Genomic DNA, 16,981 nt, shown 5'->3' with positions numbered 1-16,981 from the left:
TCCCGGTTCAGCCGGGCGTGTCCCCGGGCCAGGCACTTGAGTTCCGGCTTGGGAACAACTGATACCGAAGGCAGGATCACCTCGGCAGCGTTACGAGGCATGCCGCCAGGACCGCCCCACCTCCCGTCCGCGCGACGAACTCGTGTCCTGAACCGGGGACACAGCCTCCTGAACCAGGGACACAGCCTCCTGGAACGAGAACACAGCGGCCTGAAGCGGGAACACAGCGCCATCGCCACCCACTACGACAAACTCGCCAGCATCACATGCAGCTGCCAGGTCAGCTCTTGCGGCGTGCACGGGCGGTCTGACGCCTGCTCGCCTTTTCGAGCGCGCCGACCAGTTCCTGTTTGGACATCCGGGATCGCCCGGGAATATCGAGCTGGCGGGCGAGCCGGTAGAGATGTTCCTTGCTGCTGTTGGCGTCGACACCTCCGTGCGTGGCCTTCGTCGGCTGACCGGCGCCTCCGGCTGCTTGCTCGTCGGAGGGGCCACGCCGGGCCTTGGGCTCCCAGTGGTCGCCGACTTTCTCGAAAGAGTGCTTCAACGCCGAGAACGCTGTTTGTTGTGCCCGCCGGCCGGGACCGTAGGTTCCGAGCGCTGAATCGTGCGCGGCCACCCACGTGTCCTGTGCCTGCCGTGGTGAACGTCGCAGCGTGCTCGGCAAATCTTCCCGGCCCGGCATCGTCCCTCCTGACTGCTGGTCCTCGAACAACAGGGCACAACACCGGTTACCCACGACCTCACGCCGAAACCGCGTGGCCAGGCTTTCGCGTCGGGAAGCTCAACCAGACCGGCACTCTTTCGCTCTGCTCAAGCGTGCTGCTGGCCGGCCTGCTCCGTCTCCGTCGCCCCCTGTGCCCCCTGAAGCAGCGGCGAACGGGCCAGCAGCACGGTGCTGACGGCGATCATGGCCGCCCCGCTCACCTGCGCCAGGATCCACAGGCCGCCGCGCACCTGCTCGCCGAACACCACCACGCCCCAGCCGACCGAGGACAACGGGTTGGCCAGGGTGAAACCCGGCTGCGAAGCCACCAACCGACCGGCACGCAACGCGTTCTGCAACAGGACGAACCCGGCGGGGCCGACCACCACCAACGCCCAGGTCTGCCACGCCCGCACCCCCTCACCGAAACCCGCGTCGAACGCCGCCGTCATCCCGGCCACCAGGGCCGCGGTGAACCCGAACCAGATCCCGACCGCGACCCCCAGGTAGGCCGCCCGCCGGGCATGACGGGTGCGGTAGCCCAGCACCACCAGCGCACCCACCACCAGCGCCGTGATCCCACACCCCAGGAGCCAAGACAGCACCGGCGCGCCGAGCGGGTCGCCTCCGTATGGCGCGAGCCCTACCAGCAGCAACGCCACCCCGGCGCTCATGCCCACCACCGCACCCCACTCCCTGGTGTGCAGCCTGGTGTGGAAGACGATGCTCGACAGCAGCAACGTGAATCCCAGCTCCACCACCAGGATCGGCTGAATCAGCAGAATCGGACCGGTCGCCAGCGCGGCGGCCTGTAGCGCGAACCCGATCACAATCGCGCTGATCCCGCCCCACCACACCGGCTGCCGCACCAGATCCCAGAGCAGCGACACCGAGAGCGAATCGCTCTCCGGCTCGCGCCGGGTCGCTTTGCGTTGCAGCACCGACGCGGTCGCGTTGCCGACCGCGGCGAGCACGGCCAGGATCACACTCAGTACCACAGGGTACGGCTACCCCGCGAAATGTCCGTCCACACGCGCCACGGTGCGCTACTCCTCGCACGATGAGTCCGGCGACGCAGGCACTTCGGCGGGTTTCCGCGAGTCCATCACGGTGCGCACGACCGCCCGCACCGACGCGACGACGGGTACCGCGAGCAGCGCGCCGATGACTCCGGCAAGGGTGGTCCCCACGGTGACCGAGAGCACGACCGCCAGCGGATGCAGCCGAATGAGGCCGGCGGTCAAAAATGGGTGCAGTACGTTGCCCTCCAACTGCTGCACGAACAACACGATGCCGAGCACGATGAGAGCCGCGGTCAAGCCGTTGGTGGCCAGCGTGACGAGCACGGCGACCAGCCCGGAGGCGAACGCGCCGACGATCGGAACAAACGCGCCGAGAAACACCAGCACCGCCAGCGGCAATGCCAGCGGAACCCGGACGAGGAGCAAGCCGACGCCGATGCCGACCGCATCGATGAACGCGACCAGCACGGTGACCCGGATGTAGGTGGTCAACACCGCGAACACCCGGTGGCCCGCCAAGTCCACCACTCGCCGGACATCTTCCCGCCAGGGGATCAACAGGAACTGCCAGATCTTCCGGCCGTCGTACAACAGAAAAATGAGGATGAAGATAGCCAGCGCCGATCCCACCAACAGGCTGGCTGCCGTGTTCAGGGCGCCGAACACCCCCGCAATCACCTGCTCGCGGTGTTGGGTCAGCCAGTTCTGCGCTTGCTGCAGCATGCTGTCGAACTGAGCCTCACTGATCGACAACGGACCGTGTACCAACCATCCGTGGATCCGCCGCAGGCTCTCCTCCAGCGTCCGCTGCAATTCGCTGAACCCATTCGACAACGTGTACGCGACGAAGGTCACCAGTCCGCCTACGAAGGCCAGTCCCAGTAGCACGGACAAAGCGGTCGCCAACGCCCGTGGCACGCCATGCCGTCGCAGCTGCTCGACCAACGGCGAGACCAACGCCGCCAGCAATATCGCGACCGCCAACGGAATGAACACGACGTTGAGGTGCTGCACGACGATGGTCAGAGCCCACAGCGCCACAAAGATGATCAAAAGATCGAAGCAGACCGCAGCGATGCGCGGCAACATGCCGGCCCGGGAAGAGTCACCGTTGCGGAAGAAAGGGTCACCGTTGCGGGAGAACATGACGCCGACGTACCCTTCACGGCCCACCGGCGGACGTGCCGGACACCAACGCGAGTGGTCGTTGAGGGACTGTCGTCGTCATACCTGCTCGACTACCCGTATCCCGCTCGGGCAACCCCGCGCCGACCTCTGATTGCGGAATACGACAACCGCCGCCATCCACCGGTCGACGCAGAGCTGACTGACCGCTACGCGACGACCGAGCTACTCACCGCAGTTCACCCGGCCGGGTTCCGGTCGGCCGGCCTCGTCGGCGATCACACCTGGCGGCCGAGCGGAACAGCCCGGACAGGTCGGCGAGGCCACCCGGGGCGGCCGGAGTCTGCCCCCTCGTGCCGCAACGTCGCGAGTGCGCCGTCCAGGTCGTTGAGCGCGGCACGGCTGGATTCCTCGATCACCGTGAGCGCCCGCCGGGTGAACTCGGGATCATGGTCGAGTTCCTGCGCGGCCGCGCTCGCCGGCAGGGTCACCACGCTCAGCGCGTGCCCGACCGAATCGTGCAGTTCCGCTGCGATCCGGTTGCGCTCGGACAGTTCACGGACCCGCCGCTGGGCTTCGGCCGGCCGGTCGGCCGCGGACGGGCCGAGCAGCCTCGGCGCAGCTCTCGCCAGCATCGCCCCGGCACCCGCGACCAGGTAGAACCCGGCAGCGGTCAGCGCGATACCGGCCAGTGGCGACCACGGTGTGTCGACACCGAGCAAGGTGTTGATCGCGGTGTCCGTGAACATGCCGGCGGGTTCGGTGAGCAGTGGTGCGACCAGCAGCACGATCAGCGGTGGGACAACGAGCGTCAGCGTGCCGATCACCATTCCGGCGCCGAGATGCAGGACGAACCACAGCGAGGTCCGCCAGCGGCCCGGCCACGACCTGGACTCGCCGATCGCCATAGCGTGGAGGATCTCCCCGAGCGCCCACCCCACCGCGAAATAGGGCACGGCCAGCGCCGCACCGAGGGCCAGGTGGGTCCACCGGCGGTAGGTCGCACGCGCCACGAACGGTCGCAGCGGCCTCGGTGCCGGCATGTCCGTATCCTGGCCGAGCGGCACGGCTCAGGCCGGATCGGGGGCGAGCCCCCAGACCAGGCATCTCCGTTGAGTACGCAGTTGGTACCGCGGAGTCGCCACAACAAACGCCCTTGGCGCGCCCGGCACCGAGGACAGCAACACAGCCATACCTCGGGCAATTGCCCTCATCACCGCCGTCGACAACCAGGAAACCTGGACTACCCACCATTATTTGACAATGTCTTTTGTCTTCGACCAATAGCTTTGGGCGGCAGCAAAGACGGGCTCGTACTCGGCGGACCGCACAACGGAAACCAACGCCGTTCGGTATCTCCGATCAACGAGAAACGGGCTGTACTACGGTCTGCCGGGTACCCCAGCGTCCTAACGGCAGGCAGGGACCGCCCCTCAATGCCCAGAACGGCTTGTCGGCTCCGTCTCGGGGTAGACGCGGCCATCGTGGCCGCACCAAACGAAGGAGGTACCAGCGTGGCGATCCAGCGGATGGACAACGTCCTCATCGTCGTCGACGACCTTGAGGCTGTTGTTGCGTTCTTCGTCGAACTCGGCATGGAGTTGGAGGGCAAGGGGCCGATCGAGGGGCGCTGGGTGGAACGTGTCATCGGGCTTGATGACGTCCGGCAGGACGTCGCCATGCTGAAGACCCCAGACGGTCACGGACGAATAGAGCTGGCGAAGTTCCACAAGCCGAAGGCCATCGATCCCGAGCCGAAGGACGCGCCGACGAACACGCTGGGCATTCGTCGCATCATGTTCGCGGTCGACGACATCGAGGATGTCATTGCCCGCCTGCGCACCCACGGCGCCGAACTCGTGGGTGAACTGGAGCAGTACGAGAACATCTATCGGCTCTGCTACGTCCGCGGTCCCGAGGGCATCGTCGTCGGACTCGCCGAGCAGCTTGGCTGAAGGCCCGTCGATACACGCCTAAGCCGCCAGGGACTCGGCCACTGCCCGCAGGCTTACGTACGAGCCGCTGAAGGTGTCGATCCGGTCGCCCTCGTCGTCCGGTCCCGGAACCCCGGTCTCAACTCGGATGAGGTTCGCGGCAGACTCGCCGAGCGCGGCCAGCAGCGCGCGCACCCGCGGGTTGCGGTGCCCCTCCCTGGTCACCACCACGACGCTGCGGAACCCTTGTGCCGCTTCGAGAACTTCGGCGACGTCGGCTCCCGAAACGTTGAGCACGTGCGTGCCCGGTACGAGTTCGCTCAGGTGCGGGCCGAGGCCGCGCGGTACCGGGCCGGCCGCGATCGTCGGTTCCTCCCACACGTCCACTACCAGTGGCGGGCCGTCCAGCCGTGGATTTCCGCGAATCCGCAACGCCCGGCGCGCGGCCTCCAGGCCGATCCGGTGGTCCACCGGCCCGACCCGGGCGAATGTGGGCGCCTCGCCCAGCGCCGCCGTCCGCGCCGAGGCTTCGGCGAGCCGCTCCAGCGGCAGTCGGCCGGACTTCACGGCGGCAACCACGACCTCGGTGATCCGGTCCAGTACGTCGGCGTCGAAGGCCGCGCCGCCCAGGCACAGCGCGTCGGCACCGGCCGCCAACGACCGCACGGCCGCATCGCCGAGGCCGTCGTGCCTGCGATACGCCCCGGAAACCGCGCCCATTTCCAACGCATCCGTGATCACCGTGCCGGTGAAGCCGAGTTCGCCGCGTAGTACCTCGGTGAGCGCCTTCCGGTTGAGGGTGGCCGGTTCATCGCCCCACGCCCGGATCACCAGGTGCCCGGTCATGATCGAGCGGACGCCGGCGCGGATCGCCGCGGCGAACGGGACGAGTTCGGTCGCCCGCAGTTCGTCCTCGGTCCGCGGCAACACCGGCAGCGCCAGGTGTGAATCCTCCGTCGCCGCGCCGTGCCCCGGGAAGTGCTTCACACACGCAGCGATGCCGTACTTCTGCAGCCCGGTCACGTAGGCCGCGACATGCGGCGACGCTTTCACCGGGTCCGATCCGAACGCCCGGACCCCGATGACCGGGTCTTCCGGGGAGAGCGCCAGGTCTCCGCACGGCGCCAGGTTGACCGTTATCCCACAGGCCGCCAGCCGCTCGCCGATGGCGGTGGCGACCGCCGCGGTCAGCTCCGGGTCGTCGGCGGCGCCGAGCGCCAATGGTCCCGGCACGAACGAACCGGTGGCGGCGTCGAGGCGGGTCACGTCCCCACCCTCCTCGTCGATGCCGACGACCACCCCGTCCCGTTCGGCCCGCAGTTGAGCGGTCAGCCGGGCCACCTGCTCGTCGTCGACGACGTTGCGGCCGAACAGAATCACGCCGCCGAGGCCCGCGCCGAGCCGGCGGCGCAACCAGTCCGGTGCCGAGGTGCCGGCGAAACCCGGTAGCAGTACCGATTCGGCCAGTGTTTCGAGCGAGGACATCCCTACCCCTTTACCGCCCCGGCGGTCGCGCCGGACACGAGCTTGCGTTGCACCAGCACGAAGAACACCACCGCCGGGACGGCGTAGATCACCGACGCGGCCATGACGCCGCCCCAGTCCACCGAGAACGCCGTCCGGAACGAGGCAAGCCACACCGGTAGCGTCTGCTTCGACTGATCGCGCATGAACACCAGTGCGAACAGGAATTCGTTCCACGCGGTGATGAAGCTGAACACCGAGGTGGTGACCAGCCCGGGGCCGAGCAGCGGCAGCGTGACCCGGCGGAAAGCGCCCGAGGCGCTGCAGCCGTCGATCATCGCGGATTCTTCCAGCTCGTACGGGATTCCTTTGACGAAGCCGTAAAGCATCCAGACGGTGAACGGCAGCGTGGTCGCGAAATACACCAGCAGCAGCGACGGCAGGCTGTTGAGCAGCCCCGCGTCCCGCATCAGCAGATACATCGGGATCAACAGCGCTTCGGTCGGCGCCAGCTGGGCGACAAGCACCAGCAAAAGGAAGCCCTTCCGGCCACGGAACCGCATCCGCGCCAGGGCCGCCGCCGCGAGCGCGCCCGAAACCAGTGAGCACAGCACCGCGCCCAGCGTGACGATCAGGCTGTTGGTCAGGTAGATGCCGAACCCCGGCTTCGTCAGCGCCGATCGGAAGTTCTCCAGTGTCGCCGAAAACGGGATCAGGTCGTAGCGGGGAGAGAGCACCTGACCGGGCGTCTTGAGCGACGTGCTGATCATCCAGTACGTCGGAAAGGCGAAGAAGAACGCGACGAGCAGGCCGACCGCAGACAAGATCATGCGCCGGGACAAGGACTTTCTCACGAAATGTCGCCCTCCTTCGTCCGGACCAGCAGCTGGATGTACCGGCCGGTGAGCACCGCGAGCACGATCAGCATCAGAGTGGCGATCGCCGCCGACGCCCCGAAGTGGCTGCCGGCGATACCTTTGAGATACAGGTAGACCGGCAGGGTGGTGCTCTCCCCGTCCGGCCCGCCCTGGCGAATAGCCCAGACCTGGCTGAAGACCTTGAAGTCCCACAGCACGGACAGGAACGTCACCATGGTGACGATCGGCCGGATGGCCGGCCAGGTGACCGCCCAGAACGACTGCCACGCGCCGGCGCCGTCGATGGCGGCCGCCTCGAACTGCTCGGCGGGCACCCCGAGCAGGCCCGCGTACAGGGTGAAGGCCACGAACGGCACGGCCTGCCAGAGAATGAGCAACCCGATCACGGTGAGCGTGCTCGCACCGCTGGAAAACCAGGAAAAGCCGATGAAACCGTGGAAACCCAGCCGGTCCAGTGTTTTGTTGAGGATGCCGTACTGCTGATCGAACATCCACTGGAAGACCGTGGTCGTGGCGATCACCGGGGTGGCCCAGGCCAGCACGAGCGTCACCTGCAGCACCACCCGGATCACCGGGTTGAGGTGCCGCATCAGCAGCGCGACGAACAGCGAGACCAGCAAGGTGGCGAGCACGATGGCCGCGGTGAACACCACGGTCCGGACGGTGATCTGCCAGAACTCGGGGTCCGACAGCGTTGCGGTGAAATTGTCGAAGCCCACCCACACCAGTTGCCCGGTGACCAGCTCGCGCAGGTCCAGCCTGCGCAGGCTGATTCCGAGCAGTTGCAGGGTCGGCCAGCCGAGCAGCACGAGGATCGCGACCAGCGCCGGCAGGATCAGCAGGTACGGCACGATGCGCTCGCTCATCCGGCCGGTGCGCCGGGGGCGGTGCGGGGCAACGCGGGTCGATGCCGGCGGGGTGCTCCTCGCCGGCATCGACACGTCCTGGGTCGCGGTCATCAGCCGATGAGCTTGTCGAGCGCGGCGTCCGCGTCCGCGGTCGCCTGGTCGATCGTCTTCTTCCCGGTCAGATACGCGGTCAGCATGTCCTTGAGCGGGTTCTGACCGGACTCGACGTCACCCCACTTGGGGCTGGCCGGGACCGCACGGCCGTTCTTCGAGGCCTCGGCCATGACGCTGCCCAGCGGGTCCTTGGTCAGCGCGTTGACATCGCTGGAAGTCCCGGGCACATCACCGGCGGCGGCGAGGTCGGTCTGGTACTTCGCGCTCGACAGCAGCTTGAGATAATCCTTGGCCGCGTTCAGGTTCTTGCTGTTGGCCGGGATGCCCAGGTTCGAACCGCCGAGGAACACCGGTGCGGTCTGCCCGGCGGTCTTGCTCGGAATGGGGAAGGCACCCGACTTGTCGGTCAGGCTGGGATCGGTCTTGGCCGCCGTGGCGACCTCCCACGGCAGACCGATGAACATCGCGACCTTGCCGGCACCGTAAATGGTCGCCTGCTGCGGATTAGCCTCGTCGGTGTCCTTCGGTGCCTTCGTCGCGGATGCGTCCACGAGCTGCTTGTAGAACTCCAGCCCGGCCTTCGAGCCGGCGCTGTCCAGCGTCGCCTTGAAGGATGTGCCCGAGGGCTGGGCGATGTCGCCGCCGTTGTCCCAGATGAACGACAACAACGCGTACCAGTCCTGCCCGGGCAGATACAGCGCCTGGAAGTCGGGGTCGCTGCCGAACTTCGCCCGCAGCTTGGCGATCGCGTCCAGCCACTGGGCGGTCGAGGTCGGCGGTGCGGTGATGCCGGCCTGCTCGAACATGTCCTTGCGATAGATGACCTCACGGTTGGCCGCGTAGAACGGGATGCCGTAGGTCTTCCCGCCGTACTCACCCGAGGGCTTGAGACCGGCGAGCCATTGCGAGCCGTTGAAGTCGTTGACGGACCCCGACAGGTCGGCCAAGACCCCCTGCGAAGCGAAGAAGGGGGTCTGTGTGTTGCCGATCTCGATCACGTCGGGCGGCTGCTCGCTGGCGAGCGCGGTGGTCAGCTTCTGCTGGATGCCGTCCCACTGCTGGACCTCGTACTTCACCGTGACCCCGGGGTGCGAGGTCTCGAATTCCTTGTTGAGCTCGTCGGTCAGCGTGGTCGGCGCCGACCCGGACATCAGCCAGACCGTCAGCGTGTCGTTCGGCGCACCGGTGGCGCCGGACCCACCGGAACCGGCGCAGCCTCCGGCCGCAAGAGCCAGTGCGGCGGCTCCTGCCGCCAGTTTGAGCCAGGGTTTCACTCGTGCCGTCCCTTCAACGCCCGGTCGTCCGGCCGGGGAGACGATTGGTGTAGACCAATTGAGCGTGGCCCGGTCGACTGGTTCTGTCAAGGCGGTTGCGGAAGTCGTTATCGGCCCCGAGGCACGAGTTCAGGTGGCTGGTACGGCCGGCTGGCGAGCCTGCACCCACCGCAAGCACCGCATTCGCACGCGGGCTGTAATCAGGTGATGCGGGGTTTGCAACCGACGCTGCGGGCAGGCCTTCGGAGTTGTTGCTCGGCAACGACGATCCCGCGGCTTACCGAATCTCGGCGAATCCACAAAGGACAACATTCTCGACCACGGGACCGGCCGCCGGCGTCGAACACCAAGACAGCGGCCATCGGCGGCCTCGCATCCCACACTGATGGCGAGGACCGGATGAAACCGGTCAATCCTCGTGAGTGTTCCGCGGCCGAGCCAGTCGAACTCAACGCCGACGAGGGCGGCCCAGCAGACGGCGGCCTACATCGAGCAGATGCGCGCGGAGGGTCTCGTCGTCAAGATCGGCGAACTGCCGCGCTCCGCCGGTCATAGCGATGCCGGCAATGGCGGCGTGCGCGGCGATCGCCTGGTTCATTTCGCCCTCGGGGCCGGCGAGGATCTCCAGCATTGTCCCGCTGAAGCTCCCCCGGGTCGTCCACGAAGTCGTCAGCGCGCGCGTGACCCCCGGGTCACGACTGAACAGCGCCATCAAGGTTCGGTGGCGCACGACGATGTCCACGAACCCCCTCAGCAGATGGTCGACCCGCGCGTTGCGGCCGCGGAGGCGCGAAGCGTCCTCCACCAGCGAATCGAGCTCACGCAACCCAGGCTCGGCGACGGCGCCGGTAATCTCGTCCTTCGTCTTGAAGTGGTAGTAGACCGCCGCCTTCGTGACGCCCAGCGCGTCGGCGATCATCTGCAGCGAGGTGCCCTCCACGCCATGCTCGGTGAACAGCCGTAGCGCGGTCGTGAGCAGACGTGTCCGCGTATCCTCCTGGCCGCTCGCGGACACGGCCGCGGAATCGGCTGCCATAGCACCCTCCCAGTGAACATGCAGAGAGTACGCGTCGCGTCCCACACGCCACAAATCAAGCCAGAATACTAGCCGTGCGGCAAGTCACACGCTAGCCGATCGGCTTGTACCTCTACTTGCCGATCGGCTAGCGTCGAAATCACTCGACCGCACGATGGACGACGGCATTGGAGTTGCGCTCGTGGCCGCCCTGCTATACCGACTTGCCCGTTTTTCGTTCCGCAGTCGCCGGCTTGTCACTGCCGTCTGGGCCGCCGTCCTGATCGTGCTCGGGTTGGGCGCCGTGATCCTTTCCGGGCGGATGACGAACGACGTGACGATCCCCGGCACCGAATCGCAGCAAGCGATCGACCATCTCAAGGAACGCTTCCCACAGGCATCCGTCGGCGGTGCGACAGCCCGCGTCGCCATTGAGGCGCCGGCCGGGCAGAAGCTCACCGATCCCGCCAACAAGGCCAACCTCGAGCGGCTCGTGAACACACTCGAGACCGCACCCAAGGTGCGGATGGTCACCGACCCGTTCCAGACCGGGACCGTCTCCCCCGACGGCCGGGTCGCGCTCGCGCAGGTCAGCTACGCGGTCCAGGCCGCCGAACTGACCGAGGCCGATCGTGCGGGCCTCACCGCGCCCGCCGTGACCGCCCGCCACGCCGGGCTGACCGTCGAGGTCGGCGGCGACGCGATCCAGGGCATGCCGGAAGTCGGTGGTACCGAAGGGATCGGCGTCATCATCGCGGCGATCGTGCTGACCGTGACCTTCGGTTCGCTCATCGCTGCGGGCCTGCCGCTGCTGACCGCGTTGATCGGTGTCGGTGTCGGGATGGCCGGCATCATGACCGTCTCCAGGTTCATCGAGCTGAACTCGAACACCCCGATCCTCGCGCTGATGCTCGGTCTCGCCGTCGGGATCGACTACGCGCTCTTCATCGTCTCGCGGTACCGCCATGAGCTGAACGAAGGTTACGAACCGGAAGAAGCCGCCGCACGCAGCGTCGGCACCGCCGGTTCCGCCGTGGTGTTCGCGGGGCTGACCGTGATCATCGCGCTCGTCGGACTCACCGTCGTGGGCATTCCGTTCCTCGGGCAGATGGGCATCGCCGCCGCGGCGACCGTCGCCGTCGCCGTGCTGATCGCACTCACCCTCCTGCCCGCGGTCCTCGGCTTCGCCGGTCCGAAGGTCCTTGGCAAACACGCGAAGAAGCAGGCGAAGACCACGAACGGCGAGCGCTGGGCCCGGTTCGTCGCGCGGCACCGGATTCCGGTGGTACTCGCGGGGGTCGCCGGGCTACTGATCGTCGCGATTCCCGCGCTGAGCATGCAACTCGGCCTGCCGAACGACGCGACCGCCGCGCCCGACTCCACCCAGCGCAAGGCGTACGACATCGTCACAGAAGGCCTCGGCCCCGGCGTGAACGGGCCGCTGATCGTGGTGATCTCCGACGCGACCCCCGAGAGCACCACCGCGGCCAACAACCGGATCTCGCGGCTGACCGACGTCGCCGCGGTAACCCCGCCGCAGTTCAACGCGCAGGGCGACACCGCGATGTTCACGGTGATCCCGAAAAGCGGCCCGAGCAGTGAGCAGACCGAGAAACTCGTCGGGGACATCCGGGCGCACGCGGGCGGAACCCAGCTCGCCGTCACGGGCCAGACCGCCTTGCAGATCGACATCTCCGAAAAACTCGCCGACGCGATGGTGCCCTACCTCGTATTCATCGTCGGGCTCGCGTTCCTGTTGCTGATGCTCGTGTTCCGTTCGCTGATCGTGCCGTTGAAGGCGACGCTCGGATTCCTCGGCTCGGTCATCGCGACCTTCGGCGCCGTCGTCGCGGTCTTCCAATGGGGCTGGCTGAACGACCTGCTGGGCGTCAAGTCGACCGCGCCGATCATGAGCATGCTGCCGATCCTGCTGATCGGCGTGCTGTTCGGGCTCGCCATGGACTACCAGGTGTTCCTGGTGACGCGGATGCGCGAAGAACACGTGCATGGCGCCCAGGCGCAACAGGCGATGGTCACCGGCTTCCGGCACGGTTCGCGGGTCGTGGTCGCGGCCGCGCTGATCATGATCAGCGTGTTCGCCGGGTTCGTGCTCTCGGACACGACGCTGATCCAGTCGATCGGTTTCGCGCTCGCGTTCGGGGTCGCGGTGGACGCCTTCGTGGTGCGGATGACGATCGTGCCCGCGGTGATGTCGCTGCTCGGCGCGAAGGCGTGGTGGCTGCCGAGGTGGCTCGACCGCGTACTGCCCAATGTGGACGTTGAGGGAGAGAAGGTCACCAAGCGACCGGCGGAGAAGGAGTTGGCGACCGTCTAGCGTCTCGTGATCCAGTCGCCTGGTCGAACACCACGCGGTTAAAGTGGAAAGTCGCTATACCAGGGCGCATCCAGTGTTTCCGGATCCACGCCAGCCTCCCGAACCGCATGGTCCACGTCATCGACGCTGTCCACAATCTTGACGTACGGCCTGGTCATATCGTCTTCGAAAAAGCACTCATCATTGTCAATGAGATCCTTAGGTACTTCGATGGCCGCCACCCTGAACTCGCCGGACCTCAATGGGAGAACCCACACCCAGGAGTAGTGATCCGCTTGGCCGGCCTCTCGGCGCGCGGCGATCACACCTTTGGTCATGAGCAGACGGTTCCTGACTTTGATCTTCATGGCTCACTCCAGAAAATGCGGATTATGGGGCCAGCGAACGTATGAATTTGAGGGTGAGATCACCATCGGCGTTGGGTCGTTCAGAACCTCGAGGCTACGGGCGTAGGAAGTGGTCAGCAGCGGCTGCGAGTTGGCGTAGTTGTTCGCCGACGCCGAACTCTTGGCCTATCCCGTCATCACTGACCTCGACGAACATGTTGTGGATGTATCCATCGCCGTAGAAGTCCACGGGTTGATGGACAACCCAGCGCTGGGTCGAGCCGGGCGGGGCAATCACGAAGCAGCCTTCCTCGTCGGTCACCCAGCAATTCTCTCCCACGGCAATCCGTGCTCCTGTGACGACACCGGCGGGCTCAGCGGGATGTCGACGGCACAACTGTCGCGTCACTCGCGGGTCCTTCGAGTAACGAATGGAGGAGGACCGAGTTGGCGGCAAGGACCGATTTACGTGCAGGCGCCGGCATCGTGGTCGCCGTGGTAGTGGCGTGCGTCTTGTGGCTGCCTTGGCTACGTTTCGCGGATTCGGTTGCGTATCGGGCGCCATACGGGCTCTGGCGATGCCAGATCGACAACGGCGGCGTCATCGGCGATCCGTTCTTCGTGACCACCGGCCTAGGTGGCCTGAAGTTCGTGCTGCTGCCCGCAAGCTTCGCCGTCGTGGGGCTCGTCGCGATGGGAGTGTGGCGGCGCGGCCGGAAGATGTGGCTCTGGTTCGTCGCCGCCGTGGCACTGGCCGCCGTGGCAACCTGGGGTTACGTAACTGTGATCGATGCCATGCTTTACCCAACCTATTTCGTGCCGGAATGCTCATGAGCGTCGGTGGCCAACACGGATTCCCGAGTACGGCCAGTCGCAATGTGGCGGTCTGCAACCGGGCGACGTGGCCTAACGATCGAGGGACGGATGGAACTCGGGCCGCCCCTCCGCGCGGCGCTGCGCGTTGACTCCAGCGAGCCACTCGCGGGTCAAGTCGACAAGTTCCTCGATCGCGCTCGTCATGCCGTAGGGATCATTGTCGGGCGGCCACTCCCGACGCGCAGCCGACAGCAACGGCCCAAGGATGACGGCAACCGCCTGCTCGATCTGAGGTTCAGGGAAGTCACTCACGGCGAACATGCGCTCGCCGCTTTCTTGGTGCCTGCGGATCCCCGCTTTGAGATACTCGTCCGTAACAGTGACCCCGACCTGCTCGACCACCCAGCGAACCGGGCCGGAATCCCAGAAAACCACATGCTCGCGTTCATCAGCACGCCCAGTGTGAAGAACAAAAATCCAGGACACGTCACTCCAGAATAAACATTTGTGCCGCAAACTGTGCGAATATTCTCTGACTTTACCCTGTTGCTCAACGGTCAGGACATCGAGGTCGATCGGAATGAAACCCGCCTTGTCCAGGTGCCTACGCGTGGAACGCCTGTCGTTCTTCGTCCAGCCACACCAGGTACCAGTCACCGCCCCGACCTCCGTGACAACCGCTCGATACGACGCCGGCAACGTGATCCCGTAACGCCGCTCGAACCCAGTCACCTCGGACTCGTCCAACCGAGCGCCCAGCCGGTAACGGTGCCGACCAGCACCGAACATCGCACGCCCGGCTCAGCAACGGCCATCGCAGAGAGCCGAGCACGCACATGGGCCGCGTCCCACACAGCACGCTCCTTTTCACGCCATTTCGCCAGGCGTGGTGCCCAAATGGTCCCATTTTGCCCCCCCGACTGGGCAGGTTGATCACGCTACGGCGTTAGCGGCACCCGTCTTACCCTCTCAGCAGCAACGTGTCCACCAGGTGTACAACCACCTGGTTTAATGTTAGCCTTCCCAAGGGTGGACATCTTTCAACCACGTGGTTTAATGGTGGATGTCGCGCAGGGCACGAGTATCGCGCGCCGACGAGCGGATCTGACAACGACCACGACCGGACATGTTGGTAACCATGGAGATGTCGACCCGAGAACGGATCCTGTGCACCGCGGAGCGCCTGTTCGCGACGCAGGGGATCGATGCCACCTCGCTGCGCCAGATCAGCGCCGCGGCCGGACAGCGCAACACCGCGGCGGCGAAGTACCACTTCACCACCAAGCGCGCGCTGATCAGGGCGATCTTCGACCACCGCCTGGAGGTGATCGACGCACGCCGCAGAGAGCTGGTCAAACTCGCGGAGGATGCCGGGCGGCTTTCCGAGCCGTGGCACCTGGTCGAAGTACTGGTGCGGCCGCTGGCCGAACAGGCGACCGAACCCGGGAGTCACTACGTCCGCTTTCTCGACGCGGTTCTGGAATACATTGGCCGCGACGTAACCGCGCTGCCGGAGATCGGCGGGCTCGAGGACGCGGTCGCGGTGGGACGCCTGGTCGCCGACCGGCTCCCGGCCCTCTCTCAACCCCGAACCCGGGCGCGCGTCCAGTGGGCCGGTCAGTTGATCGTTGCGGCGCTCGCCGACCTCGAACGGCAGGGCACCGCGATGTCCAAGACGGAACGTCCCGATCTCGAACCGGTCGCGCTGGCGCTGATCGACGCGGTAACCGGTCTGCTGACCGCACCGGTAACCGACGCCGGATCGGCCCGGACCTGACGGGCAGCGCACGCGAAGGAGCAGACACGATGACCGACAACCCCACCGAGGCTTGGCTCCACCACGGCGACGAGGACCCGAGGGAAGCGAAGTTCTTCTGGACGGGCGGCCCGGTCCAGGTCGCCACCGACACCTGGTTCACCTCCCTCGGCTCGGGCGTGACCGCCTTCGCCACTGACGATGGGCTGGTGCTCGTGGACTCCGGAACCCGGCTGTTCTCCCCGCAACTCGCCGAGCGGCTGCGGACCCGGACCACCCGAAGCGTCCACACCGCGATCTACACGCACGGGCACATCGACCACGCCTACGGGCTGCCCGCGTTCCTGACCGAGGGCCAGCCAACCCCCCGGATCATCGGCCAGGCCCGGATGGCGGAACGCTTCGCCCGGTACGACGCCACTCCGCGACACAACACCGCGATCAACAGCCGGCAGTTCGGCGGCCAGGTCGACGACCCCACCTTCGGTGGCACCGAGCTGCGATTCGGCACCCCGGACCTTCCACCCAACCAGTACTACCAGGACGAGTTGGACCTCACCGTCGGCGGTGTCCACTTCGAACTACGCGCCTGCCGCGGTGAAACAGACGACCACACCTGGGTTTTCTGCCCGGAACGGGGCGTGCTGTGCACCGGCGACCTCATCATCTGGGGAGTGCCCAACGCTGGGAATCCGCAGAAGGCCCAACGCTATCCGTGGGACTGGGCGCGCGGACTGCGCGTGATGGCGGCGACGGGCGCGCGATCGCTGTGCCCGGGCCACGGTGGCCCGATCGTGGACGACCCCGTGCTGGTGCGGCGCGTCCTGGTGGAAACCGCAGACCTGCTCGACCGGATCGTGGAGCGAACTCTCGCGGTGCTGGAAGACGGCTCCCCACCGCATGTGGACATCGTGCGCCGCGTCGAACTTCCGCACTCGGATTCTCCCTGGCTGCAACCGGTTTACGACGAAGCAGAGTTCATCGTTCGCAATGTCATCCGCTACTACGGTGGATGGTGGAGTGGCCGTCCCAGCGAACTCAAACCCGCGCCCCGCGCCACGTTGGCCACCGAAATCGCCGACCTTGCCGGTGGTGCCCGCGCGCTGCTGGCCCCAGCCCGCGAACTGGCCGCTCGCGACCTGGCGCTGGCCTGCCATCTTGCCGACTACGCATTGGAGGCCGAGCCGAGCGACTCGTCGATCGCCGAAGGTGTCGCCGGGCTCTACGACACCAGGGCCGACGCGGAGCCCGGTCTGATGGCCACCAACCTGTACCGGTCCGCCGCGTCCTACGCGCGCGCCGGCCGCCCCTTCGCCTGACAGCACCGAGCGCCGCCGGACGGCACCGTGTCGAGGAAAACTCGGGAGT

Annotated in this window: 17 protein-coding genes; 5 read left to right on the top strand and 12 right to left on the bottom strand. The window is 66.6% G+C overall.

Annotation, left to right across the window (positions count from 1 at the left end; translation table 11 throughout):
• Window positions 1-280: 280 nt before the first annotated feature.
• The 4 genes from A3CU_RS0139150 to A3CU_RS48885 form a co-directional block, all read right to left on the bottom strand.
• Window positions 281-685 (bottom strand): ChaB family protein, encoded by a 405-nt coding sequence (locus A3CU_RS0139150; protein ID WP_027946829.1) that lies wholly within the window; start codon window positions 683-685, stop codon window positions 281-283.
• 128 nt (window positions 686-813) lie between these two features.
• A complete protein-coding gene (locus A3CU_RS48895) occupies window positions 814-1,704 on the bottom strand; it encodes a DMT family transporter (protein ID WP_052372944.1) in 891 nt (296 codons plus the stop codon).
• Between the two features lie 48 nt (window positions 1,705-1,752).
• Window positions 1,753-2,874: an AI-2E family transporter gene (locus tag A3CU_RS48890; protein ID WP_156960783.1), complete on the bottom strand. Its 1,122-nt coding sequence runs from the start codon at window positions 2,872-2,874 to the stop codon at window positions 1,753-1,755.
• A gap of 257 nt (window positions 2,875-3,131) precedes the next feature.
• Window positions 3,132-3,896 (bottom strand): histidine kinase, encoded by a 765-nt coding sequence (locus A3CU_RS48885; protein ID WP_052372941.1) that lies wholly within the window; start codon window positions 3,894-3,896, stop codon window positions 3,132-3,134.
• Between the two features lie 471 nt (window positions 3,897-4,367).
• On the opposite strand from A3CU_RS48885, the gene A3CU_RS0139130 reads away from it, so the two are divergent.
• Window positions 4,368-4,808: a VOC family protein gene (locus A3CU_RS0139130; protein WP_027946828.1), complete on the top strand. Its 441-nt coding sequence runs from the start codon at window positions 4,368-4,370 to the stop codon at window positions 4,806-4,808.
• A gap of 18 nt (window positions 4,809-4,826) precedes the next feature.
• On the opposite strand, the gene A3CU_RS0139125 is transcribed toward A3CU_RS0139130, so the two are convergent.
• The 5 genes from A3CU_RS0139125 to A3CU_RS0139105 form a co-directional block, all read right to left on the bottom strand.
• The gene (locus A3CU_RS0139125) at window positions 4,827-6,272 is read right to left on the bottom strand and encodes a glycoside hydrolase family 3 protein (RefSeq protein WP_027946827.1); all 1,446 of its coding nucleotides are present in this window, start codon (window positions 6,270-6,272) and stop codon (window positions 4,827-4,829) included.
• A gap of 2 nt (window positions 6,273-6,274) precedes the next feature.
• Window positions 6,275-7,105: a carbohydrate ABC transporter permease gene (locus A3CU_RS0139120; protein WP_027946826.1), complete on the bottom strand. Its 831-nt coding sequence runs from the start codon at window positions 7,103-7,105 to the stop codon at window positions 6,275-6,277.
• A complete protein-coding gene (locus tag A3CU_RS0139115) occupies window positions 7,102-8,088 on the bottom strand; it encodes a carbohydrate ABC transporter permease (protein ID WP_027946825.1) in 987 nt (328 codons plus the stop codon). The genes A3CU_RS0139120 and A3CU_RS0139115 overlap by 4 nt, the downstream gene beginning before the upstream one ends.
• Window positions 8,088-9,365, bottom strand: a complete 1,278-nt coding sequence (locus tag A3CU_RS0139110) for a sugar ABC transporter substrate-binding protein (protein ID WP_027946824.1) — start codon at window positions 9,363-9,365, stop codon at window positions 8,088-8,090. Before A3CU_RS0139110 ends, A3CU_RS0139115 begins: the two co-directional genes overlap by 1 nt.
• Window positions 9,366-9,813: 448 nt before the next feature.
• On the bottom strand, window positions 9,814-10,401 hold the full coding sequence (locus A3CU_RS0139105) for a TetR/AcrR family transcriptional regulator (protein ID WP_043844062.1): 588 nt from the start codon (window positions 10,399-10,401) through the stop codon (window positions 9,814-9,816).
• 181 nt (window positions 10,402-10,582) lie between these two features.
• Between A3CU_RS0139105 and A3CU_RS0139100 the strand changes: the two genes are divergently transcribed.
• A complete protein-coding gene (locus A3CU_RS0139100) occupies window positions 10,583-12,715 on the top strand; it encodes an MMPL family transporter (protein ID WP_027946822.1) in 2,133 nt (710 codons plus the stop codon).
• A gap of 38 nt (window positions 12,716-12,753) precedes the next feature.
• On the opposite strand, the gene A3CU_RS0139095 is transcribed toward A3CU_RS0139100, so the two are convergent.
• Together A3CU_RS0139095 and A3CU_RS0139090 are read right to left on the bottom strand one after the other, a co-directional pair.
• Window positions 12,754-13,062, bottom strand: a complete 309-nt coding sequence (locus tag A3CU_RS0139095; protein WP_027946821.1) for a hypothetical protein — start codon at window positions 13,060-13,062, stop codon at window positions 12,754-12,756.
• A gap of 94 nt (window positions 13,063-13,156) precedes the next feature.
• A complete protein-coding gene (locus tag A3CU_RS0139090; RefSeq protein WP_027946820.1) occupies window positions 13,157-13,363 on the bottom strand; it encodes a hypothetical protein in 207 nt (68 codons plus the stop codon).
• A gap of 125 nt (window positions 13,364-13,488) precedes the next feature.
• On the opposite strand from A3CU_RS0139090, the gene A3CU_RS0139085 reads away from it, so the two are divergent.
• Complete coding sequence (locus tag A3CU_RS0139085; protein WP_156960782.1) at window positions 13,489-13,875, top strand: hypothetical protein; 387 nt, start codon at window positions 13,489-13,491, stop codon at window positions 13,873-13,875.
• Window positions 13,876-13,947: 72 nt separating this feature from the next.
• Here the strand turns inward: A3CU_RS0139085 and A3CU_RS0139080 are convergent, their stop codons facing one another.
• Window positions 13,948-14,589 carry a hypothetical protein gene (locus A3CU_RS0139080; RefSeq protein WP_156960781.1) on the bottom strand — a complete coding sequence of 214 codons (642 nt, stop codon included), beginning with the start codon at window positions 14,587-14,589 and terminating at the stop codon, window positions 13,948-13,950.
• Window positions 14,590-14,995: 406 nt separating this feature from the next.
• Between A3CU_RS0139080 and A3CU_RS50390 the strand changes: the two genes are divergently transcribed.
• Together A3CU_RS50390 and A3CU_RS48875 are read left to right on the top strand one after the other, a co-directional pair.
• A complete protein-coding gene (locus tag A3CU_RS50390; RefSeq protein WP_169739742.1) occupies window positions 14,996-15,634 on the top strand; it encodes a TetR/AcrR family transcriptional regulator in 639 nt (212 codons plus the stop codon).
• 29 nt (window positions 15,635-15,663) lie between these two features.
• Window positions 15,664-16,932, top strand: a complete 1,269-nt coding sequence (locus A3CU_RS48875; RefSeq protein ID WP_052372938.1) for an alkyl sulfatase dimerization domain-containing protein — start codon at window positions 15,664-15,666, stop codon at window positions 16,930-16,932.
• Window positions 16,933-16,981: the final 49 nt, after the last annotated feature.

Origin of the sequence: Amycolatopsis taiwanensis DSM 45107 (assembly GCF_000519205.1) — a bacterium.
Taxonomy (GTDB): domain Bacteria; phylum Actinomycetota; class Actinomycetes; order Mycobacteriales; family Pseudonocardiaceae; genus Amycolatopsis_E; species Amycolatopsis_E taiwanensis.
This window is presented reverse-complemented; position numbering and strand designations above follow the sequence as displayed.